This is a genomic window from Komagataeibacter xylinus (assembly GCF_009834365.1).
Taxonomy (GTDB): Bacteria; Pseudomonadota; Alphaproteobacteria; order Acetobacterales; family Acetobacteraceae; genus Komagataeibacter; species Komagataeibacter xylinus_D.
In genome coordinates, this window is sequence record NZ_CP041348.1 from 3,234,970 (window position 1) to 3,256,781 (window position 21,812).

Below are 21,812 nucleotides of genomic sequence, written 5' to 3' on the forward strand. Positions count from 1 at the left end.
CCCCTGTCACCGTTCTTTATTGATCTTTCGGCACTGACGACTGACAATATGCCGCCCCGGCGTGATCCGCATAACCCGCACTATCCACCTGCACACGATCTGCCCGACAGAACTGTGCCGTCGGACACAGCCAATGGCAATTTCGTGCTGGGACCGACCCATCCGTTTGCACCCGAGTTTGCCATGACGGCAAATGTGCCTTCCGGACGGATTGTATCCTTCGCCATGGAGTCCGGACACAGTGTCCTGTTCAATCCTGGCATTGTACGTGACGACCCCGATAACTGTCCTAACGGCGCGATCTATACGTCTCGTTCCGCTCCCGGAGATCCATCCAACCTGCGGCTGGCAGAAAGCCATTCGGGTCCATGGATGCGACAGGTGGATGTGTATGTACCCGTTCAGTACAAACCAGGTACCAAAGCTCCGTTTCTTGTTTTCGGCGATGGCGGGGCGGATGGTATTTATCCCGGTCGTGACCTGTTCGCAGTCCTGGATGTGCTGATCGCCAGTCATCGGCTCCCTCCCCTGATCGCGATTGGTATCGGTTCTGGCGGACAGGATGCGCAGGGTAGCGAGCGTGGACGGGAATATGACACGGTGTCAGGCACTTATGCTGAATGGGTTGAGCGTGAGGTCCTGCCGCTGGTACAGCAGCATGCGGACGTTGCTCTGACCCATGATCCTGACGGTCGTGCAACGATGGGTGTCAGTTCAAGTGGCGGCGCGGCATTTGGTATGGCATGGTTCCATCCGGAACTGTACCATCGTGTGCTGGCCTATTCTCCTACGCTGACGAACCAGCAATGGCCACATGCTGATGCCATGCCGGGTGGGGCATGGCAGTATCATTCACCATGGGCAGGCAACCCGACAGCAACAGGCAGTCAGCCCGGTGCGGCCCTTATACCCAATGCCCCGCGCAAGCCGATCCGCTTCTGGTTCGCGGCAGGGGACAAGGATCTGTTCTATCCTGCTCCGGCCATGCCCGATGGCATGCATGACTGGGTACTGGCCAGTGAAAACATGGCCCGTGTGCTGGCCGAAAAAGAATATGACTACCAGTTCGTTCTGTCGCGTAACGCCGGTCATGTGGACGGTCCTACAATTGAACAGACATTGCCCGAAGCCCTGTTATGGCTATGGCAGAACTACAAACCTCAAGGAAACTGATCCTGGATATCTCAATGAGGTTTGGGCATCTGGATTGGCACCCGTTCCGCTTTGGAAGCGTCCGCATTTGGAAACATTGGCAAGGCATTCCCACGTCTGAGATGCAGCCGACTATCGCCTGTCCGCTTGTTCCATCAAACGGAAAATTCGTTCCGTTCCAAGGGACGAAAAGCTGCACGGCAGAGAGGTTATCGAAAGATAGCCTGTGTGGTAGGGTTCTGCTTCAGGAAACAGGGATTTTTCTTAAGCATGAAATTGCGGCAACTTGGTAAGAGCGGCCCTCAGGTATCCGAAATCGGTCTTGGGTGTATGAGCATGTCCGGCATGTATGGTCCGGCTGATCGGAAAGAAAGCATCGCTACCATCCATGCCGCGCTGGACGCCGGGATCACGCTTCTCGACACTGGCGATTTCTACGGCATGGGCCATAACGAGATGCTGATCGGTGAAGCGATCAGGGATATTCCTCGCGACAGATTCCTCGTCAGCGTCAAGTTTGGTGCGATGCGCGACCCAAGTGGCAACTGGGGTTCCTACGACGCACGCCCTGCTGCCATGAAGAATTTCCTGGCCTATACCCTGCAACGGCTCGGGCTTGATCATGTCGATATCTACCGGCCTGCACGGCTGGACCCGGCAGTGCCTGTTGAAGAAACGATTGGCGCCATCGCCGAGATGGTTCAGGCCGGTTATGTCCGGCATATCGGCCTTTCGGAAGTTGGCCCGGAAACCATCCGGCGCGCGGCTTCCGTCCATCCGATCAGCGATCTTCAGATTGAATATTCGCTGATTTCGCGTGGCATCGAGGACAAAATTCTTCCTGCCTGTCGTGAACTCGGCATCGGCATAACAGCCTATGGCGTGCTCGCGCGGGGTCTGATCAGTGGGCACTGGCAGGGGGCGAAGGGACCAAGGGATTTTCGGGTTCGTAGCCCCCGCTTTCAGGAAGGCAATGTCGAGCGCAATCTGGCCCTTGTGGAGACATTGCGCGAAATTGCAGCCACCAGGGGCGCGAGCGTGGCCCAGTTGGCAATTGCCTGGGTGGCCGCACAGGGTGACGACATCGTACCACTTGTAGGAGCCCGTCGGCGCGATCGGCTCTCCGAGGCGCTGGGTGCGCTTGATCTTGCGCTGACGCCCGACGATCTGGCTGCTATCGAGCAGGCTGTTCCCAAAGGAGCTGCGGCCGGGGAACGTTACGATCTAAAACAGATGGCGGTACTCGACAGCGAGAAATCGGGGTTCGGAGAGAATTAGGAGTAAGATAGAGCCGGTGCAGGTATCTGGGCCGCCCGGCAGCCCGGGCGGGCAAGACAAAACCGCTCAGGGTGCCGGGTTGCAGTGCACCTGATGGATCGCGTTGATCTTGGCCTCGAGTTCCGGGGTAATGAGCAGATCAACCGAACCGAGAATGGTCTTGAGCTGCTCGACGCTGGTGGCGCCAATAATGTTTGAGGTCACGAATGGCCGGGACGTGACAAAGGCAATAGCCATCTGCACCGGGTCGATCCCTTCCGCTTTTGCCAGTGCGATATAGGCGCTGACCGCTTCTTCCACGCCCGGCTTCTCGTAGCGCTGGCCGCGATTGAACAGCGTGGTGCGGGCGCCAGCAGGCCGCGCGCCGCCAAGGTATTTGCCGGTCAGGTAACCCTGCGCCAGCGGCGAATAGGCCAGCAGGCCCACCTTTTCGCGCAGGGCGATCTCGGCCAGGCCGATTTCGAAGGTGCGGTTGATGAGGTTATAGGCATTCTGGATCGACACCACGCGCGGCGCGCCGTGGCGGGATTCAGCCAGATATTGCGAAACACCCCATGCCGTCTCGTTAGAGAGGCCCACATGGCGGATCTTGCCCTCGCGCACCAGATCGCCCAGCACGCCCAGCGTCTCGGCAATGGGCACCTCATCGGCTTCGGGCAGAGAGGTGAATGTATTGCCGCCCGCGCCAAATATCCCCAACTTACGGTCGGGCCAGTGCAGTTGGTACAGATCGATGTAATCCGTGCCAAGGCGGCGCAGCGAGCCATCGAGCGCGTAACGGATCTGCTTGGGCGTCAGCCGGGTTTCCTCCCCGCCGGGGCGGAACCATGGCGATGTGCCGCGCCCCACCACCTTGCTGGCAATGATCAGCCTGTCACGGCCGCCACGCGCCCGGAGCCAGCTGCCGATGATGGTTTCCGTCGCACCATAGGTCTCGGCGCGGGGCGGGATGGAATAAAGCTCGGCGGTATCAATGAAGTTGATGCCGTGATCAAGTGCGAGATCAAGCTGGGCATGGCCTTCGGCTTCCGTATTCTGCTGGCCGAAGGTCATGGTGCCAAGACAGATCTCACTGACCATGATGCCAGTGCGACCGAGTTCACGTTGCTGCATGTAAAAAACCTGCCTGATTGGTGGAGCGCGGCACGGGCCGTCTGTCAGGGTAAGTGTTGCAAAAGACGGACGGTAACGCAATCAGGCAGGGATCGGGCGGCCGCTTCAGTCAAACGTGCCGCCACGCGGGCGGATGATGGGCAGGATATTGCCGGTGACGGAGTAATAGACGCGCTCGGAAATATTGGTGGCGTGGTCGCCAATACGTTCAAGGTTCTTGGCTATGAACAGCAGATGGGTGCATGGACCGATATTGCGGGGGTCTTCCATCATGTAGGTCACGAGTTCGCGGAAGAGCGATACATAGAGTTCGTCCACCGCCGTATCGGACTGCCAGACAATGCGCGCGAGTTCCGGGTCGCGCTGGTCCATCGCATCAATGGTGCGGCGCAGATTTTCCTGCACCAGTCGGCCCATGCTGTGCAGGCCCGTGAGCGATATGGGGCATGACAGCAGTTCGTTGCGCATGGCCCGGCGCGCGATGGAGGCCGCGCAATCCCCGATCCGCTCCAGATCGCCCGACATTTTCAGCGCCGCCACCACCTCGCGCAGGTCGCCCGCCATGGGCGCGCGCAGGGCAAGCAGGCGGATGACCAGCGCCTCGGTCTGACGCTCGAGTTCATCAACATGGGGGTCCATTTCCGGCGCATCGACGGCGGCGACCTCATCATGCTCGACCACCGCCGTAATGGCCTGCGCCACCTGGCGCTCGACCATGCCGCCCATTTTGTTGATGAGCGAACGGAGCTGTTCAAGTTCCTGTTCGTAACTCTGAACAGTGTGCATCGATTCCTGTGGCATCATCACGTCTTTCGTCATCAACCGAAGCGGCCGGTAATGTAATCCTGGGTGCGCTTTTCATGCGGCGCGGTGAACATCTTGTCCGCCGTGTCCACTTCAACCAGTTCGCCCATGTAGAAAAAGGCCACGCGATCCGCGCAGCGGGCTGCCTGCTGGAGGTTGTGGGTGACGATGGCAATCGAGAATTCCTGCTTGAGTTCATCAAGCAGTTCCTCGATCCGCGCGGTCGAGATCGGGTCGAGCGCGCTGGTCGGCTCATCAAGCAGGATGATTTCAGGCCGGGTTGCAATCGTGCGCGCAATGCACAGGCGCTGCTGCTGTCCGCCCGAAAGGGCTGCGGCGGAGGCATTGAGCCGGTCCTTGACCTCGCCCCACAGCGCCACGCGACGCAGCACGTTTTCCACGCGCTGGTCCATCTCGGTGCGTGACAGGCGCTCGTGCAGACGCACGCCAAAGGCGATGTTGTCATAGATCGACATGGGGAAAGGCGTGGGTTTCTGGAACACCATACCAATGCGCGAGCGCAGCACGTTCACGTCGATGCCGGGCGAGAGAATGTTGCGGCCATCGAACAGCACCTCGCCCATGGCGCGCTGACCCGGATAGAGGTCATACATCCGGTTGAGGATGCGCAGCAGCGTTGACTTGCCACAGCCTGAAGGACCGATCATGCCGGTCACCTGCCGGGTGGGGAAGTCAAGCGAGATGCCGCGCAGCGCGTGGTTCTCGCCGTACCAGAAATCGAGGTTGCGGATGGCAATCGCCGGGGCGGACTGGGCTTGCACGGGCCTGTTATCCATGGTGAGGGTGTTCATGATGATGCGGTTCCATTACGCGAGAGCCACCAGCGGGCGAAGATGTTGGTTGCCAGCACCGCAACCGTAATCAGCAGCGCGCCGGTCCAGGCCATCTGCACCCAGTCATCATAGGCCGAACCGGCATATTGATAGATGGTGACAGGCAGGCTCGCCATCGGCGCGTTGAGGTTGGTGGACCAGTTCAGGTTGCCAAGCGAGGTGAAGAGCAGCGGCGCCGTCTCACCCGAGATGCGGGCCAGTGCAAGCAGGATGCCGGTCATGATGCCGCCACGCGCCGCGCGCAGGCAGATGCTCACGATCACCCGCCAGCCCGGCGCGCCCAGCGCGTAGGCGGCCTCACGCATGGCGCGGGGCACGAGGTGCAGCATGTCTTCGGTCGTGCGCACCACGATGGGGATGAACAGGATGGCAAGCGCCAGCGTGCCCGCAATGCCCGAGAAATGCCCCGCAGGCTCCACCACCACCAGATAGACGAACAGCCCGACAAGGATGGAAGGGACCGACAACATCATGTCCGACACGAAGCGCACGAACGAGACAATCTTCCCGTCATGGCTGAATTCCGACAGGTAGATGCCGGTCAGCATGCCAATGGGCGTGCCGAGCAGGGCGGCAAGCAGGGTCTGCTCGCAACTGCCCACAATGGCGTTGGCAAGCCCCCCGCCACTGCCGGGCGCCGCCGTGCTGTGCAGGAAGGTTGAAAGCGACAGCCCTGCCGCCCCCCGCGTGACCAGCGTCCATAAAATGGAAAACAGCAGGAACAGGACAACCACGGTGGCTATGGCGCACAGCACGTTGACCAGGCGCTCGACAATCCTGCGCCGCACGGCCTGCGCGCCACCGCGCTGCCACCCGTCCCGGGCCCCGGCCTGTACTTTCTGGGCTGACATGTAAGGCTACTTCCCTAGTTCTTTATGCCGCGCTGGAGGAACATGCGCGAGCAGGCCAAGGTAATGAATGAAATGACCATCAGGATCGCGCCCAGCGCCAGCAGCGCCGAGAGCTTGAGGCTGCCGGCCGAACTTTCGGGGAATTCAAGCGCGATCAGCGAGGCGATGGTGTTGCCCGGCGCGAACAGCGACCAGCCCAGCCGGTTGCTGTTGCCAATGACAAAGGTCACGGCCATCGTCTCGCCCAGGGCACGGCCCGTGCCCAGCATGATGCCGCCCATCACCGCCTGCCGCGACCACGGCAGCACCACCTTGCGCATGACCTCCCACCGCGTTGCCCCCAGGCCAAAGGCGCTTTCCTTCAGCACGGCGGGGATGGAGACGAACACATCGGCCATGACCGAGCAGATGAAGGGCGTGACCATGATGGCCAGGATGAGTCCGCCGGTCAGCAGGCCCGTGCCATAGGGCGCACCCCGGAACAGCAGCCCGATGCCCGGCACATGACCAAGGTAGCGCGTGGCCACGGGTTCGACATAATGCGCCATGAACGGCACCACGATGAAGAACCCCCACATGCCGAAGATGATGGAGGGCACGGCGGCCAGAAGCTGCACGGCCGTCTCGATCACGCGGGCGAGTGCAGGTGGCGCCATTTCAACCAGCCAGAAGGCCACGCCAAAGGCGAAGGGCACGGCAAATACAAGGGCCACGACCGTTGTGATCAGCGTGCCAAAAATCGATGTCGCCGCGCCAAAATTATGTGAAATGGGGTTCCACGCCTTGCTGGTGATGAACCCCGGCCCGAAGGTGGAGAACGCCTGCCACCCCCCGCTGACCAGCACGATGATGATGCCCGCCATGACCAGCAGGATGGACCACCCGGCCAGCCGGGCCAGCACGCCAAAGGCGATATCACCGACATTGCCCCCTGCGTTGCGCCCGGAGACGGCCGCGCCGGGGCCTGCGGTGGTGGATGGCACTTCCATCATGTAGTTCCTGATATGCATGACATGAATGCAGCACTAAGCGGATTAACTGACTCGTGACAATAATAACGTGCATCATTTTTCATGAAGTTTTTATGACACCCGCCATTACATGCATGTATGCCTGATATCTACTTGCGGCACGTCATATAAAGTTCACATATTTCAGGTTGAAGCCACCCGGAAAAATGCGGCATAGCACCCGCAACGGGCAGGCCGGAAACACGGACCGCCCACCAAAAGACAGGCAGGAACGAGCCTCATGTTTGAATCCAGCGTTATTGAAATTGATGGCGTGTTCATTGGCATCGTGTTTCAGGATGGCCCCGATGAACCCTATACCTTTCGCGCCATGCACGAACGCGTAACCCAGATGGATGGTGATATCCTCCCCTCCTATGAAGATGCGGTGGCCCGCGCGCGCACCCGCTTCCGCCTCGGGCGCGGCAGGCCTGCCCGCGGCATGGACGCCACCCGGCGCTATGCCTGAAAGGCGGCATTCCACATTCATAAATATGAACATTATATTAAATAAGAATGAGTATTATTTATTTTAAGGAACTTTTTATTTAAATTGGCGTGACAATAACTTCTGGTGTTGTTTCATGCTTCATTTTGCACCCTATTCAACTTTTTCCATCCTGGCGCTGGTCGTGTGCTTCGCGCTGGTGTGCATATTCGAATTCGTCAACGGTTTTCATGATACGGCCAACGCGGTTGCCACCGTCATCTATACCAAATCGCTAAAGCCGCGCACCGCCGTGATCTGGTCGGGGCTGATGAACTTCGTGGGCGTGGTGCTTGGCGGCATCAGCGTGGCCTACGGGCTTGTTGAACTGCTGCCCGCCGATGTGCTCTCGCCGCCCAATGGCGACCCGGCCGTGCCCATGCTCATTGCCCTGTTTGGCACGGCGCTGGCATGGAACCTGTTTACCTGGTGGTTCGGCATTCCCAATTCCAGCTCGCACTGCGTCATTGGCGCGCTGATTGGCATTGCCATTGGCGATGCGCTGCTGCACACGCGTGCAATCGGCAACAGCGTTGACTGGTCACAGATCTGGAAGATTTTGCGCGCGCTGGCCATCTCGCCGCTGCTGGGGCTGATTGGCGCGGGCGGGCTGTATTTCATCATCAAGCGCCTGGTGCATGACCCCGAACTCTATCAGCCGCCGCAGGGCGACAGGCCGACACGCGGCTGGGTGCGCGGCCTGCTGATCCTGACCTGCACCGGTGTGAGCTTCTCGCACGGCAGCAATGACGGGCAGAAAAGCATCGGCCTGATCATGCTGACCATCATCGGCATCCTGCCCGCAACCTTTGCCCTTGCCCCTGACAGCAAGCCCCAGATCGGCCATATTGCCCAATATGCCACCGATGCGGCCCCCCTGATCACGCAATACGACCATGACGGCCTGCGTGAGGAAGCCATCGCCTCGGTCAACCGCCTGACCCAGACCACGCCCGATGCGGTCGTGCCCTCGCAACTGCGCGCCGACCTGTATGAGGTCGTGGCCGGGCTGAAGGCGGTCTCGCTCAACACGCAGGCTTCCGCCCATGACCGCGCCACCGCCAAGACCCTGAGCAACCAGATGCGCCGGGTGGTGGAATACGCGCCGTGGTGGGTGCGCCTGCTCAGCGCGCTGTGCCTGGGCATTGGCACCATGATTGGCTACAAGCGCATCGTGCATACGCTGGGCGAGAAGATCGGCAATACGCACCTCACCCCCGCGCAGGGTGCCTCGGCCGAGCTGGTGGGCGCGGGCCTGATCGCAACGGCGGGCTATACCGGCCTGCCGGTCAGCACCACGCACATCATTACCGCCGGCATTGCGGGCACCATGCTCGGCTCGGGCTCGGGCATCAACCGGGGCATGCTGGTCAAGATTGCGCTGGCATGGGTCTTTACCCTGCCTGTCACCATCACCATCGCCGCCAGCCTGTTCTACGTGCTGAGCTGGTAAGGCGCGCACTGTAAATGGAAACGACCCCTGACATGAACGACACCTGCAAAGACCCCAGAGCCCCGTCAGAGCGCGACCGCCTGCGCGAGGAGGTGCTTGATGACATTGACGAAGAAATTGAACTGGAACTCGATGATGCCCGCCTCGGTTCGGAAGATGGGGCGGAAAACACCGATTTCAGAAAAACCTATTTCCGTGAACTGCTGCGCCTGCAGGGCGAACTGGTCACGCTGCAGGACTGGGTGAAAGATACCGGGCACCGTCTGGTCGTGATCTGTGAAGGGCGTGACGCGGCGGGCAAGGGTGGCGTGATCAAGCGCATCACCCAGCGCCTCAACCCGCGCATCTGCCGCGTGGCCGCCCTGCCCGCCCCCAACGACCGCGAACGCACGCAGTGGTATTTCCAGCGTTACGTGGCCCACCTGCCCGCAGCCGGCGAGATCGTGCTGTTTGACCGCAGTTGGTACAACCGCGCGGGCGTGGAGCGCGTGATGAATTTCTGCACGGATGAGGAATATGACGAGTTCTTCCGCTCCGTGCCGGAATTCGAGCGCATGCTGGTGCGCAGCGGCATCCAGATTGTCAAATACTGGTTTTCCATTTCCGATGACGAGCAGGAACTGCGCTTTCGCGCCCGCATGGAAGACCCGCTGAAGCAGTGGAAACTCAGCCCGATGGACCTTGAAAGCCGTCGCCGCTGGGAATCCTACACCCTGGCCAAGGAAATCATGCTCGAACGCTCGAACATTGATGAAGCGCCCTGGTGGATCGTACGCGCGGACAACAAGAAGAAGGCCCGCCTCAACTGCATCAGCCACCTGCTCTCGCAGGTGCCTTACCACGACATTCACAAGCCCGAAGTGCGCCTGCCCGAGCGGGTCTACAGCCCGGACTACATCCGCCAGCCCGTGCCCGAGACCATGTTCGTGCCGGAGAAATACTGAGGCATAAAAGTTTCTGGGGAAGCTTTTTTCACAAAGCTTCAGAAAACGCCGCCTTTCTGAAAAAAGGCGGCGCCCGGAAACTTTTATTTTCTAAATACTTCCTTACAGGATACCGCCTGCAATTGGCAGGTTGACGCCAGTCATGTAGCTGGAATCATCACCAAGCAGGAATTCCACCACGCCGGGAATTTCCTTGATGTTACCATAACGGCGCATCGGCACGGAATTGATCATCTGCTCGGCCACGACCTTGGGGTCCGTCGAGAAATACTGGCTACCCACAGCCGCCTGCAGTTCCACCTGCCGGTCCCACATGAAGCCGGGCCCCATGAAGGCGGGGCTGATGGCATTGACCCGGATATTATAGGGTGCCAGATCTTTCGAGGCTGTCTGGGTCAGGCCGATAATGGCGAATTTCGAGGCTCCATAAGCGGCCATGTTCGGCGGGCCACCCACACCCGCCATGCTGGCCGTGTTCACGATACGGCCGAATTTGCGCGCCACCATATGGCGCGAGACCGCGCGCAGCACATGAAACGCGCCACAGACATTAATGGTCATGACGTGCGCAAAATCCTCCACCGGGTAATCCTGCACCGGCGCGAAGGCTCCCTGATAGCCCGCATTGTTGAACAGAAAGTCGATCTGGCCAAAATCAGCCGCCACCTGGTCCACCACCGCCTGCACGCCTGCCGCATCCGTCACGTCGCAGCCATAGCCGCGTGCCGTAACCCCGGCAGCCGCCACCGTGCGCACGGCTTCGTCAAGTTTCTCGCCCGCAAGGTCGAGCAGTGCGATGGCCGAGCCCACCGCCGCCAGCCGCTGCGCCGTGGCCAGGCCGATATTGCCTGCAGCCCCTGTTACCAGCGTGACCTTGCCGCCAAACCGTTTGCTATCTGTCATGTGCCGTGTTCTCTCCGTTCATGCTTCTGGCAATGCGGCATGGCCTGCTGGCCCATGCGTCCTGCCCTGTTGCTTTCATCATATCGCTTTGGCTTCGAACCGGTTCAACAGCTTTTTCAGGGCAGATGTGCGCCCGACGTGTTCACGCACCGGCTATAAAACGCGCGGCTTCATCCCTGCCTGTCATCACCCTCACCACCCCTGTCCCTGCAATGATCAGGGCTCAAGGCGCGGGCATGGTGTGCATGACCGTGATGACTGCATGGCAATTACATATTTCACCAACCGGTATTTTCCCTGCCCTGCTGCGATGCCCATCAGGGGGTGTATACGCCCTTCTCATGCACCCGGCGCATGACCTTCGCAGGGCAGGATCTGATAATGCTCGACAGAGCGGGCGACCAGCAGCCAGCCAGCGTGACCCAGGACCCGCAAACACGCGGGCACCTGCCCTCCGCCATCCTCAACGTATGGAACCCGACGCGCAAGGACTGGGAGGCGGCGGATACCCTGAACAGTTGCGACACGCAGGGCATGACCTGCCACCAGCTCATGGGGCCGGGCAATACGACCGTTATCGTCATGTTCCGCACGCATGAGGGGGCACCCGCAATATGCCATGGCGCAACTGCCCGCCAGTATCGAAGGATCCATCCGCGTCAGCTATATGTGGAACACCATACAGACGGACCGGCCTGTCTTACTCGACAGCACCATGCCTGATGGCGGTGCGCTGTTCCTTGACATGCATGACGGCGTGCATCCCGTGGTGTTCAGCCAGAAAAAATGAATGGCGATCCGATCCGCCCTGGCATGCTGCCCATGCGCCCCGCGGGCGCGATCCACGCAACATGGCAGGGCAGCAGGTTATGCCTGACGGGGCAATTCACTGCGCGATGCCCTGCTTTATACGGACAGCAGGACCATCTGGGCTTTTACGCCCCATAGCCTGTATGCCCTGCCCGTACCCGCTGACAGATGAGACGCGACACCAGGCGCTTTTTAAAATCAGAGATCGGCGCTGATGGAGAATTTGAAGGTCTGCGGATCCCCCATGACCATATACCCCTGATAGACCGAGGCCCAGTAGCGCTGGTTGCCCACGTTATCGACCTCAAAACGGGCCGTAAGCGGCTTTTTGGCGGCGAGGAACGTATAACGCGCTCCAAGGTCGAAGCGTGACCAGACCGGCAGGTGCGCCGTGTTGGCATTGTTGAACTGCTGCTTGCCGGTATTGATCACGCGCCCAACCAGCGTCAGCCCTTTTACGAACGGCACGTCATATTCAAGGTTGCCGTTGATGCTGTAGTTGGGCACGCCGATAACCGTCTTGCCATCATACTGGCCGCTGGCGGTATGCACCTGCTTGGCATCGATCAGCGTCAGGCCGCCATTGAAGCGCAGCCCGCGCAGGATTTCGCCATTGAAGGTCAGTTCCATGCCCCGGTTCCGCTGCCTGCCATCCTGTGTGTAGATGGACTGGCCGGTCGTGCCATAGGCCTCGCTCATGCCATAGGGCATGGCAGTCTGGAAAAAGGCGACACCGGCGGCAAAGCGGCCCACATCATACTTGGCGCCGACTTCATACTGCGTGGTCTGGTAAGGCGTGAATACCTGGCCCTGGTTGACGTAGCCCGACCCCACCGTCGTGCCTGCCGATAGGCCCTGAATGCGGTTGAAGTAAAGCGCCATATGGCTGACCGGATGAATGACCAGCCCGATGATGGGCGAGAAGGCCGCCGCATCGTAATGGGTGGTCAGCTTGGCGGTATCGTAATCAAATGAGTCCGACAGGATATCCTGGTACCGGAACCCGCCGGTCAGGGCGATCCGGTTGTGCCAGAAGGTCATCGTATCCGACAGGAACAAGCTGTACAGCTTGTTCCACGCCGTGCGCCCCGGATCAGCAATGTTGCCACCGGGCGGATAGTTTTCAACCGGCCGGAACTGCGTGGGCTGATAGATATTGCCTGCAACAGACGGGCCCCAGGTATAGGCCGCATTGGTTGCCTCCCATATGGCCGAGCCACCAGCATTGATCTCGTGGTGGATGGGGCCGGTATTGACCCGTGCCCGCACGCCGGCCTGCGTGGCCTCGTTCATGACATTATAGGCATCGGTCATGGCTCCCACCGAGCCATCGCCGGAGGCTGCGTTGCTCAGGGTCGTAGTGGCGTAATCACCCATCTCGTTGCCGCTCTGGGCACCGAATTTGGCGTAGGTGGTGATGTGGCTGCCAAAGTCATGTTCAATATTCAGCGTGCCGAACAGATAGGTCAGATCGGTATAGGCCCAGCGCTGCCCCCAGTTGGCCGAAGGCGCGGTGGTTCTGGGCACGCTGGTGCCCGCAGGCAGGCCGGTCACGATAATGGCGCTGCGCCCGCCAAAGACCTGCTGCTTCTGGTAGTTCATGTTCATGTCGATGCGCGTGTCATCATCATGCCAGTCAAACGCGAGGCCAAGGGCCACGTCATCGCGACGCTCGCCCCTGATCGGGGTCTCGCCATCCAGCCCCGCCGCGTTGAAGCGCAGCCCGAAGGCATGGTTCCTGCCAAAGCGGCGGCTGACATCGAAGGCCCCGCCCCCCTGCCCGCTACTGGTATAATCGCCGGTAATACGCGTAATGTCGGTCGCCCCCGCCCGCTTGGGTATGAGGTTGACATTGCCGCCGAGTGCGGAGCCACCGGGGGCCGCACCATTGAGGAACGCGCTGGCCCCGTTGAGCACCTGTACCGAATCATAAAGCTGGGGCGAGACAAGCTGCCTCGGGGTTACGCCATACAGGCCATCAATCGCAACATCATCGCCATACAGCGTAAAACCACGGATCTGGAACAGCTGGGCGTAGTTGCCGTAGCCCATGGTCGTGCGCACGGTGGGATCATTGAGCAGCACATCGCCCAGCGTCTGTGACTGCTGGTTGAGGATCAGGCTGGAATTGTAGCTGCGGATGTTGAAGGGCACATCCAGCCCCTTCTTGTTGCCCAACGCGCCAAGGTCGCCCCCGCTGCTGACATACATGCGGTTACGGCGCGCGGCGGTCACGACCATGTCCTCGTGCCGCGATGTTTCAGCAGTCGCATCGGACGTGGGGCGTGGGGCGGCCTCACCGTTCTTTTTCCGGGCCGACGGGGCACCGGTTTTGTCCGTATCATCCGCCGTAACACCGGGCTGGTCCGCAGCCTGTGCCTCAGCCATGAAAACCGCCGGGCCATAGCCCCCCGCCAGTAGCGAGGAGGCGCAGATCGTGGTCAGGCACAGGGTGCGAAGACTCATTTCAAAGCTCAAAAGGTCACGTTTCATACCCGCCTTATCAGGCTAATGATAATGAATTGCAATATGGAATGTACATGAATTGCATTCTCATTCCACGCCACCGAAACGCAGCCCTACCCGTGGGCCTGTGTACAAAAAACCTGAAACCAAAAGCAGCTTCTGATGCAGATCAGGTCAAAAAAACCTTGAAAAGAGGCAATGCCTGGAAAATTTCATCAAACCGAGGCATCACGCCTCACACGCCACCCCTTTGACAATCCCGACATCGGGAAAACGGATGGATATGAGAAAGCCCTGCTCCTGTTGCGGCAGGGGGGATACAATATGCAGTTCGGCATCCATCTGCCCGGCAATGTTACTGGCAATGGCAAGACCGAGCCCACTGCCCTCCGTGGTGGTTGAACCGCGCACGAACGGGTTGGTCAGGCGCGTCAGCACGGGCTGCGGCAGGGGCGGGCAATCATTGGCAATATCCACCGTGCCGTCATCGCGCAGACGGATGCGTGCGCAACCTTCTCCCGCACCATGCACCAGGGCGTTTTCAATCAGGTTGCGGAACAGGATGCCGGTCGCATCAATGTCGCCATAGACAAAGATGCCTTCAATATCCCCCACCTCGATTTTAACGCGATGCGGGCCTTTTGCGGCATTGTCCATGTCATCAAGCAGCAGGTAGAGCACGGGCAGCAGGTCAAAGCGTTCGCGCCTGAACGCCACGCCGGACATGGCCCTAGAAAACTGCAACAGCTTTTCCACCGTCCGGCCAAGTTGCCGGGTGCGTCCGGCAATGACCTGCACGCGCGCTGTCATGGCCGAACCCGGCGCAAGGCTGGCTTCAAGCAACTGGATCTGTGCCTGCAGGGCGGCAATGGGGTTACGCAGTTCATGCGCGGCACTCGCTGCAAAGGCGCGCTCGGTGGCCAGTGCTTTTTCCAGGCGGAGCAGCAGGGTGTTGAGCGATGTCTGGATGGAGATGAGTTCCACCGGCAGGTCAAGCGGGGGCACCGGGCTCAGGTTGCCGCTGCCGCGTGACTGCATCTCGGCATTGAGGCGGTCGAGCGGCTGCAACGCACGGCGCACCGTCAGGCGCACCAGCAGCCAGATAACCGGTATGAAGATGGGAATGGGCAGGAGATGGATGATCATGGCCCGCCGGATCGCGCCATGCCGGTGGCGCATCGGCTCGCCAATCATCACCCGGTAGGATGTGGCATCCGGCACCGCGACATAGACGCGAAAGTGCTGCGTATCGGCAAATCCTGCCTGCGCGGGCCATACAAAAGCTTGCACCGGCGCATTTTGCGAGCGCAGCACCACATGGCCCTCAGGGTCCACGATCTGATAGGCCAGCGCCCATGCCCCTGCCCCCGGCACCACCGCAACCGTGCCAGTGGGGGCGGCATGAAGCTGGGTTACGATCGCACTCTGCAACCGCTCGGATACCTCCTGCAGCGAGTTGTCCAGCCGCTCGATCATTTCATGATGCGTAAAAAACCCGATGGCAACGCCAAGTGCGAGCAGGCTGATGATGACAACAGCCAGCACGCTGCTGATGATACGGTTGGCGAGGCTCCAGCTTTTCATGCCCCGGCCCCGGCAGCCAGGCAGTATCCGCGCCCGCGCACGGTGCGGATGACCGCGTTGCCCACCTTCTTGCGCAGGCGGCTGATGAAGACCTCGATCGTGTTGCTCTCCACATCATCTCCGAACGCATACAGGGCGGTTTCGATCTGGCTGCGCGAATGGATCATGCCCGGCCTGCGCGACAGCAGTTCCATGATGGCCCATTCCCGCGCCGTCAGCTCAAGCGGCGCGCCATTGCGCCGCACCACGCGGTTCTGCCGGTCAATCGCAACATCCCCCACGCACACCGGCGCTGCGTGCCGGCGCGGTGCGAAACGCCGGGCCACGGCGGTGATCCGGGCCACGAGTTCATCAAGGTCGTAAGGTTTGACAATATAGTCATCCGCCCCGTCAGACAGACCGGCGATGCGGTCGCTGATCTGGTCCTCGGCCGTGGTGATGAGCACGGCAATGTCGAGGCCGCGCGCCCTGACACCGCGCAGCAGGTCGCGCCCGCTGCCATCCGGCAGGCCAAGATCGAGCAGCATGAAGTCATAGGCCACCGTTGCCAGGGCGGCGCGGGCCTCCTCGATGGTGGTAAACCAGTCCACCGCATGGCCCGCCTGCCGCACGCGCTCGAGCACCGCCGCCCCCAGATCGGTTTCATCTTCAACAATGAGGATACGCATCAGCCCTGCTCCCTCTCGCGCATGACCCGCGCGTATAGTGATGGCAGCACCAGCAGGGTCAGCAACGTGGAGGACACCAGCCCGCCAATGACCACGCTGGCAAGGGGACGCTCCACCTCCGCCCCCGCACTTTCGGAGAAGGCCATGGGAAAGAACCCGAGGCTCGCCACAAGGGCCGTGGCCATGACAGGACGAAAACGCGACTGCGCGGCAGCAAAGGCCGCAGCAGCCACCGTCATGCCCTGCCGGCTCAGCGCCCCGATGCTGCTGACCAGCACCACCCCGTTCAGGATCGCCACCCCGAACAGCGCAATGAAGCCGATCCCCGCCGAGATGCTGAAGGGCAGTCCGCGCACTGTCAGCGCCACGATACCGCCGGTTGCCGCCACCGGCAGGTTGACAAAGACCAGCAGGGCAGGCCTGACCGCGCCAAACGCCACAACCAGCAGGGCAAAGATCAGCCCCAGCGCCACCGGCAGCACGATTTCAAGCCGCAGCACCGCCGATTGCAGGTTACGGAACTGGCCATCCCACTCAATGGTGTAGCCTTCGGGCAGCCTGACATCACGGGCCACGCGGGCCTGCGCTTCCGCCACGAAGGAGGACAGGTCGCGCCCGCGCACATTGGCCTGCACCACCATGCGCCGGCGCACCCGGTCGCGGCTGATGCGCGGCGGCCCGTCAACGAGGTGCAGATGGGCCACCTGCCCCAGCAGGACACGGCCCTGCCCATCAAGCCGCGGCACCCGCAATGCCGCAATAGTGGCGGGTGAGGCAACCTGCCGGGGGTCAAGGCGCACCTGCGTGCTGATCATCGCATTATCAACCATGACCGCGCGGCCGATATGTCCGCCCACGGCTTCCACCGTGTCGAGAATATCCTGCGTGGCCACATTGCGGCCTGCTGCCTGGGCACGGTCGATGTCGATCACGACCAGCGGCACGGTGCCATCGCCCGCGGGCGCCACGTCCGCCGCCCCCTTTACCGATGACATGACCCCCGCCACCCGGTCGCCCAGAGCGGAAAGCTGGCCCAGGTCATCACCATAGATCGAGACGGCAATCTGGGTGCGCACGCCCGAAAGCAGGTCGTCCATGCGCATCTGCACGGGCTGGCTCCATGAATACAGGGCATCGGGCAGTTCACGCCGCATCGTGTCATCCATCGCGGCCACAAGCCCCGCCTGCGTGCGGGCGGTTTTCCATGTGGCGGGATCATTGAGGAAAATGAAGCTATCCGTCTCGTTAACGCCCATCGGGTCGGTGGGAATGGCGGATGTGCCGGTATTGCTGATCACCGCCCTTACTTCAGGAAAGCGGCGCAGGATCCGCTCCTGTTCTGTTACCGAGGCCAGCACGGTATCGAGCGAGGCCGAGGGCAGCCGCGTGGTGGTGACCGCCAGCGCCCCTTCATCAAGTTGCGGAATGAACTCGCCTCCCAGCCGGGTTGCCAGCAGCACCGATAGCGCGAAAACCGCCAGCGTGCCGCCAAACAAAATGCGTGGATGTGCCTCGCCCCACCCTACCATGGCCGCGTAAGGCCTGCGCAGCCACCCGATCAGCTGCGTATCCCCCCGTGGCCGGACCGGCCCGAGCGCAAGGGCGGCAAGCACCGGCACGCAGGTAAAGCAGTAAACCAGCGAGGCCAGCAGCCCCATGATGACGGTCTGCGCCATGGGGCGGAACATGTGGCCCTCGACGCCCTGCAGCGTCAGCACGGGCAGGTAGACCATGATGATGACAAGGATGGCGAAGCTGACCGGCCGCATGACCTCGCGCACGGCACTGACCACAAGTGCTGCAAAATCCGCTTCTGGTTCGCTTTCGCGCCGCGCGAGGATATGCTCGACCACCACCAGCGAGCCATCGACGATCATGCCGAAATCGATCGCGCCCAGACTGAGCAGGTTGGCCGAGATGCCAAACTGCCGCATGCCCGCCATGGCGCAGACAAGGGCCAGCGGAATGACCGAGGCAATGACCACCGCCGCCCGCCAGCTCCCGATCACCACCACCAGCACGCCCACCACCAGCACGGCACCCGCCAGCAGGTTGTCGCGCACGGTGGCGATGGTCCGGCCCGTAAGCGTGGCGCGGGTATAATATGGATCGAGCGTGACCCCCGCAGGCAGTGCGCGGCGAATGGCGGGCAGCGCGTGGTCGATGGCGGCAAGGGTGGCGTTGGAACTAGCCCCGCTTTCCATCATGACCACGCCAATCACGATCTCGCCTTGTCCATCACGCGTTACGGCGCCCAGCCGGGTGCGTGCGCCCAGACCCACGCGCCCGAGGTCGCGCAGCCGCAGCACCGAGCCATCGGCATTGCTGCGCACGGGAATGGCGCCAAAATCCTCCACGCTGCGCACAAGCCCCCGCCCGACCACGATCTGCTGCTCGGCATGACGGGTGATCCATCCGCCGCCTGCCGCCGCATTATTCGCATCCACCGCGCGATAGACTTCCCCTACCGACAGATTGGCCGCGATCAGGCGCGCCTCGTCCAGTGTTACCGCATAGGTCTCTTCCGCCCCGCCATTGACATTGACATCCACCACCCCAGGCACGAGGCGCATCTGCGGCACCACGGTCCAGTTCATGATGCGGTTCAGGTCCATCAGCGTGCGGCCCGGCCCCTTTATCTGGAACTGCATGATCTCGCCCATCCCCGTGGTCAGCGGCCCCATGCCCAGACTCACGCCAGGCACCGAAATGGCGCCACGGGCCTGCTGCAGGCGTTCATTCACGCGGGTGCGGTCAAGGTTGATATCCGTTTCATCATCGAACTGAACATACACCACCGACACCCCGCCGCGCGAGACGGAACGCAGGTCGGTCACGCCGGGAATGCCGGTCAGGCTGGCCTCGACGGGAAAGGTGATGAGCTTTTCCACCTCCTCGGTGGCAAGGCCCGGGGCCACGACCGAGACCAGCACCTGCCGGGGCGAAATGTCGGGCACCGCCTCTACCGGCAGGTCCATGACCGCAAGCCCCCCTGCCGCAAGCACGAGGCCAAGCACGCCCAGCACCACCATGCGCGCGCGCAACAGGGCTTCAAGAAACCGGGTGCCCATCAGTCGGCATCCATTCCGGCCAGACCGATGATGGATCTGAGCGCGAAACTCCCCTGCCCCACAATGGGCTCACCGCCTTGCAGTCCGCCCTGAACTACAGCCTGACCGCCTTCTTCCAGCACCACCATGACCACGACCGGCGCGTAGGTTGCGCTGTCAAGGCGCCTGAAGACGACACTCTGGCCATTGATCTCCTGCACCGCTGCCGCTGGCACCACGATGCCGCCTGCATCCTCATGCGTCTGCAACGTGGCATCGAGCACGGTGCCGGGCATGAGCCGCCGCGCGGGGTCCGGCACGGCACTGATGACGCGCACCAGCCCGGTCAGGGGGCTGGCCACGCCATCGACCGTCTCGATCTGCGAGGTCACGCTGCCCTGCGCCGTCTGTGTCACCTGCGTGCCGCCGGGCTGCACCCGCACCGCCTGTTCCGGCGGCAGGTCGGACACCAGCCAGACGCGCGAGAGATCGGCAATGCTGGCCACATCCATTGCAGGCGTAAGGTCACCGGCCAGCGATGTATCGAGCGTCATGACCGTTCCATCAAACGGGGCGATGAGGGTGGATATCTCGTCGGTGCCGTCATGCTCGGAGGATGAATTGAATTCCTCGGCAAAGCGGTGACCCAGCGTATCCACATCCGCCTGCCGGGCGCGCACGGTGGCCTGGGCCTGCGCCAGCGCATCCTGCCTGCGGCGCAGTTCGGCCACTGATACGGTCTGCCCGGCCAGAAGACGCCCGCGCGCGCAGGCGCTTGCAGCATCATCACGCGCGGCGATGGCGGCAGAAAGTGCTGCACGCAGCTGTATGGCCTGCAGGCGGGCGACATGCAGGGAATGGTCCTGATAGCGCAGCAGCCCGTCGCCACGCCGCACCACCTGCCCCGGCTGCACGAGCACCTGCACCACCTTGCCCGTGCCTGCGGGGTGGATATGCACGACCCGCACCGCATCGGGCATGACCCGCGTCATGACCGGCAGGCTCGCGACAAGGTGGCCGGGTTTTGCAACCGTGATGGCAAGCCCTTCGTTCACGGCAGCCTTTTCATCCATATGAACAACTGGCGGCAGGGCGGGCGGCCCGTCCTGCGCCCAGGCCGTGAGGGGCGCGAGCATGAGGAACATCGCGCGGCAGGCGGGGGCGAGCCTCATGGCACCACGCCCGTGGCAATCAGCACTCGGATGCTGGCCACATGCCATTCCACCTCGGCCCGCAAGCTGGCCAGAAGCGTGTTGCATGCCGCCTGCCTTGCCTGCAGTGCGGTATCGAGGCTGGCCTCGCCCACGCGCCAGGCGTGCTCCTGCGCCACGGCGCGCTGCTCCATGCTGGCCGCCGCCGCCGCACTGGCCTGGCGGGTGGCGGTGGCAGTGATCAGCCGCTCGCGCACGCGCATCATTTCCAGATGGACCATGCGCCGCGCCTGCACCTGCTGGCTGGTGGCGGCGGCAAGGCGGTTACGGGCCTCGGCCATCAGCGGGGCATTGCGCACCTCGCTGGGCAGCGGAATGCTGAAGTTCAGGCCCACGCGGTCATCCCACGGGCTGCCGAACTGTTTTTCATGAATGGCGTCGACCCCGATTTCCGGATTGGGCATGAAGGATCGGCGCGCCAGCTTCATGTTGGCCTCGGCAGCCTCCACCGTATGCTGCGCGGCGCGGACACGGGGGTCATTATCCTCGATATCGCGCGGCGCGGTAAAACGCGCGCGGCTGACATCGCTGCCGCCATATTGCGTAATATCGGGCATGGCAGGCTGGCCGAGCAGCACGTCCAGCCCCGTGCGGGCGTTCTCCTCCTCCTCCTGCGCAAGGGCCAGTTCGTTGCGGGCGTTTTGCGTGCCGGCTTCGGCCAGTTGCCGGTCGGCGGCGGAGAGTTCACCCGCGCGGCTGGCCCGGCCAACGCTGGCGCCCATGCGGCTCATGGCCTCGTACAGGTCGCGGGCAGTGGCAAGGCGGGCCATGGCCATGCGTTCAACTGCCGCTGCATCAAGCACACGGATGGCAAGCGCCATATGCGCCACATTGAGCTGCTCCGCCAGCGTGGCGGCTTCCATGCTGGCTACCTTGCGCGTCGCACTCCGCTGCCCCGGCAGCCATAACGGCACCGACACCCCGCCCTGATAGGTGGTGTAGCCCAGATTGCTGCCCAGGGCATGATCATCCATGTATTCACCCGAAACGGTCGGCCCACCCGCAAACCACGACCCTGCCGCACTGGCCCGCTGCGCGGCTCCGTGCTGGCCCACCTGCAGTTCGGTCCGGGTCGGGTCAATGGCCCATGCCATGCCCACGGCATCATGAAAGGACAGGGACCGGGCAGGCCGGGCCGCTCCCTGCCCGCTCGTGGCAATCACCATCACAGCGG

General features: G+C 62.0%; 18 protein-coding genes. 6 read left to right on the top strand and 12 right to left on the bottom strand.

What is annotated here, in order from left to right; genetic code table 11:
- Nucleotides 1-114 precede the first annotated feature (114 nt).
- Both FMA36_RS15485 and FMA36_RS15490 read left to right on the top strand, forming a co-directional pair.
- The gene (locus FMA36_RS15485; RefSeq protein ID WP_240906406.1) at nt 115-1,173 is read left to right on the top strand and encodes an alpha/beta hydrolase; all 1,059 of its coding nucleotides are present in this window, start codon (nt 115-117) and stop codon (nt 1,171-1,173) included.
- Between the two features lie 249 nt (nt 1,174-1,422).
- Complete coding sequence (locus tag FMA36_RS15490; protein ID WP_159263184.1) at nt 1,423-2,430, top strand: aldo/keto reductase; 1,008 nt, start codon at nt 1,423-1,425, stop codon at nt 2,428-2,430.
- Between the two features lie 66 nt (nt 2,431-2,496).
- Here the strand turns inward: FMA36_RS15490 and FMA36_RS15495 are convergent, their stop codons facing one another.
- From FMA36_RS15495 to pstC, 5 genes are all read right to left on the bottom strand, one after another.
- Nucleotides 2,497-3,543 (bottom strand): aldo/keto reductase, encoded by a 1,047-nt coding sequence (locus FMA36_RS15495; RefSeq protein WP_159263185.1) that lies wholly within the window; start codon nt 3,541-3,543, stop codon nt 2,497-2,499.
- 105 nt (nt 3,544-3,648) lie between these two features.
- Nucleotides 3,649-4,344: a phosphate signaling complex protein PhoU gene (gene phoU, locus FMA36_RS15500; protein WP_206065342.1), complete on the bottom strand. Its 696-nt coding sequence runs from the start codon at nt 4,342-4,344 to the stop codon at nt 3,649-3,651.
- Between the two features lie 17 nt (nt 4,345-4,361).
- A complete protein-coding gene (pstB, locus tag FMA36_RS15505; protein ID WP_206065129.1) occupies nt 4,362-5,159 on the bottom strand; it encodes a phosphate ABC transporter ATP-binding protein PstB in 798 nt (265 codons plus the stop codon).
- The gene (gene pstA / locus FMA36_RS15510; RefSeq protein WP_159263187.1) at nt 5,156-6,052 is read right to left on the bottom strand and encodes a phosphate ABC transporter permease PstA; all 897 of its coding nucleotides are present in this window, start codon (nt 6,050-6,052) and stop codon (nt 5,156-5,158) included. The genes pstB and pstA overlap by 4 nt, the downstream gene beginning before the upstream one ends.
- Nucleotides 6,053-6,066: 14 nt before the next feature.
- On the bottom strand, nt 6,067-7,044 hold the full coding sequence (gene pstC, locus FMA36_RS15515) for a phosphate ABC transporter permease subunit PstC (RefSeq protein ID WP_159263188.1): 978 nt from the start codon (nt 7,042-7,044) through the stop codon (nt 6,067-6,069).
- 259 nt (nt 7,045-7,303) lie between these two features.
- Between pstC and FMA36_RS15520 the strand changes: the two genes are divergently transcribed.
- From FMA36_RS15520 to ppk2, 3 genes are all read left to right on the top strand, one after another.
- On the top strand, nt 7,304-7,531 hold the full coding sequence (locus FMA36_RS15520) for a hypothetical protein (RefSeq protein WP_159263189.1): 228 nt from the start codon (nt 7,304-7,306) through the stop codon (nt 7,529-7,531).
- A gap of 115 nt (nt 7,532-7,646) precedes the next feature.
- Entirely contained in the window at nt 7,647-9,002 is a 1,356-nt protein-coding gene (locus tag FMA36_RS15525; protein WP_159263190.1) for an inorganic phosphate transporter, read from the top strand.
- A gap of 32 nt (nt 9,003-9,034) precedes the next feature.
- The gene (gene ppk2 / locus FMA36_RS15530; RefSeq protein WP_159263191.1) at nt 9,035-9,946 is read left to right on the top strand and encodes a polyphosphate kinase 2; all 912 of its coding nucleotides are present in this window, start codon (nt 9,035-9,037) and stop codon (nt 9,944-9,946) included.
- A gap of 102 nt (nt 9,947-10,048) precedes the next feature.
- Here the strand turns inward: ppk2 and FMA36_RS15535 are convergent, their stop codons facing one another.
- Nucleotides 10,049-10,849, bottom strand: coding sequence for an SDR family NAD(P)-dependent oxidoreductase (locus FMA36_RS15535; protein ID WP_159263192.1), 801 nt, complete (start codon nt 10,847-10,849; stop codon nt 10,049-10,051).
- Between the two features lie 381 nt (nt 10,850-11,230).
- Between FMA36_RS15535 and FMA36_RS15540 the strand changes: the two genes are divergently transcribed.
- Nucleotides 11,231-11,572 carry a hypothetical protein gene (locus FMA36_RS15540; protein ID WP_159263193.1) on the top strand — a complete coding sequence of 114 codons (342 nt, stop codon included), beginning with the start codon at nt 11,231-11,233 and terminating at the stop codon, nt 11,570-11,572.
- A gap of 285 nt (nt 11,573-11,857) precedes the next feature.
- On the opposite strand, the gene FMA36_RS15545 is transcribed toward FMA36_RS15540, so the two are convergent.
- From FMA36_RS15545 to FMA36_RS15570, 6 genes are all read right to left on the bottom strand, one after another.
- The gene (locus FMA36_RS15545) at nt 11,858-14,125 is read right to left on the bottom strand and encodes a TonB-dependent receptor (protein ID WP_159263194.1); all 2,268 of its coding nucleotides are present in this window, start codon (nt 14,123-14,125) and stop codon (nt 11,858-11,860) included.
- Nucleotides 14,126-14,353: 228 nt separating this feature from the next.
- Complete coding sequence (locus FMA36_RS15550; RefSeq protein WP_159263195.1) at nt 14,354-15,709, bottom strand: sensor histidine kinase; 1,356 nt, start codon at nt 15,707-15,709, stop codon at nt 14,354-14,356.
- Complete coding sequence (locus tag FMA36_RS15555; RefSeq protein WP_159263196.1) at nt 15,706-16,377, bottom strand: response regulator transcription factor; 672 nt, start codon at nt 16,375-16,377, stop codon at nt 15,706-15,708. Before FMA36_RS15555 ends, FMA36_RS15550 begins: the two co-directional genes overlap by 4 nt.
- Nucleotides 16,377-19,448 carry an efflux RND transporter permease subunit gene (locus tag FMA36_RS15560; RefSeq protein ID WP_159263197.1) on the bottom strand — a complete coding sequence of 1,024 codons (3,072 nt, stop codon included), beginning with the start codon at nt 19,446-19,448 and terminating at the stop codon, nt 16,377-16,379. The genes FMA36_RS15555 and FMA36_RS15560 overlap by 1 nt, the downstream gene beginning before the upstream one ends.
- Complete coding sequence (locus FMA36_RS15565; RefSeq protein ID WP_408885630.1) at nt 19,448-20,599, bottom strand: efflux RND transporter periplasmic adaptor subunit; 1,152 nt, start codon at nt 20,597-20,599, stop codon at nt 19,448-19,450. Before FMA36_RS15565 ends, FMA36_RS15560 begins: the two co-directional genes overlap by 1 nt.
- Nucleotides 20,596-21,804 (bottom strand): TolC family protein, encoded by a 1,209-nt coding sequence (locus tag FMA36_RS15570; RefSeq protein WP_240906591.1) that lies wholly within the window; start codon nt 21,802-21,804, stop codon nt 20,596-20,598. Before FMA36_RS15570 ends, FMA36_RS15565 begins: the two co-directional genes overlap by 4 nt.
- Nucleotides 21,805-21,812: the final 8 nt, after the last annotated feature.

What these genes read in the sequence shown, in the direction of transcription:
- FMA36_RS15560 (WP_159263197.1), bottom strand. Translation starts at nt 19,448, where the DNA reads ATGGGCACCCGGTTTCTTGAAGCCCTGTTGCGCGCGCGCATGGTGGTG.
- FMA36_RS15520 (WP_159263189.1), top strand. Translation starts at nt 7,304, where the DNA reads ATGTTTGAATCCAGCGTTATTGAAATTGATGGCGTGTTCATTGGCATC.
- FMA36_RS15545 (WP_159263194.1), bottom strand. Translation starts at nt 14,125, where the DNA reads ATGAGTCTTCGCACCCTGTGCCTGACCACGATCTGCGCCTCCTCGCTA.
- pstB (WP_206065129.1), bottom strand. Translation starts at nt 5,159, where the DNA reads ATGAACACCCTCACCATGGATAACAGGCCCGTGCAAGCCCAGTCCGCC.
- FMA36_RS15550 (WP_159263195.1), bottom strand. Translation starts at nt 15,709, where the DNA reads ATGAAAAGCTGGAGCCTCGCCAACCGTATCATCAGCAGCGTGCTGGCT.
- phoU (WP_206065342.1), bottom strand. Translation starts at nt 4,344, where the DNA reads ATGCCACAGGAATCGATGCACACTGTTCAGAGTTACGAACAGGAACTT.
- ppk2 (WP_159263191.1), top strand. Translation starts at nt 9,035, where the DNA reads ATGAACGACACCTGCAAAGACCCCAGAGCCCCGTCAGAGCGCGACCGC.
- pstC (WP_159263188.1), bottom strand. Translation starts at nt 7,044, where the DNA reads ATGATGGAAGTGCCATCCACCACCGCAGGCCCCGGCGCGGCCGTCTCC.
- FMA36_RS15535 (WP_159263192.1), bottom strand. Translation starts at nt 10,849, where the DNA reads ATGACAGATAGCAAACGGTTTGGCGGCAAGGTCACGCTGGTAACAGGG.
- FMA36_RS15555 (WP_159263196.1), bottom strand. Translation starts at nt 16,377, where the DNA reads ATGCGTATCCTCATTGTTGAAGATGAAACCGATCTGGGGGCGGCGGTG.
- FMA36_RS15565 (WP_408885630.1), bottom strand. Translation starts at nt 20,599, where the DNA reads ATGAGGCTCGCCCCCGCCTGCCGCGCGATGTTCCTCATGCTCGCGCCC.
- FMA36_RS15525 (WP_159263190.1), top strand. Translation starts at nt 7,647, where the DNA reads ATGCTTCATTTTGCACCCTATTCAACTTTTTCCATCCTGGCGCTGGTC.
- FMA36_RS15495 (WP_159263185.1), bottom strand. Translation starts at nt 3,543, where the DNA reads ATGCAGCAACGTGAACTCGGTCGCACTGGCATCATGGTCAGTGAGATC.
- FMA36_RS15570 (WP_240906591.1), bottom strand. Translation starts at nt 21,804, where the DNA reads ATGGTGATTGCCACGAGCGGGCAGGGAGCGGCCCGGCCTGCCCGGTCC.
- pstA (WP_159263187.1), bottom strand. Translation starts at nt 6,052, where the DNA reads ATGTCAGCCCAGAAAGTACAGGCCGGGGCCCGGGACGGGTGGCAGCGC.
- FMA36_RS15490 (WP_159263184.1), top strand. Translation starts at nt 1,423, where the DNA reads ATGAAATTGCGGCAACTTGGTAAGAGCGGCCCTCAGGTATCCGAAATC.
- FMA36_RS15540 (WP_159263193.1), top strand. Translation starts at nt 11,231, where the DNA reads ATGCTCGACAGAGCGGGCGACCAGCAGCCAGCCAGCGTGACCCAGGAC.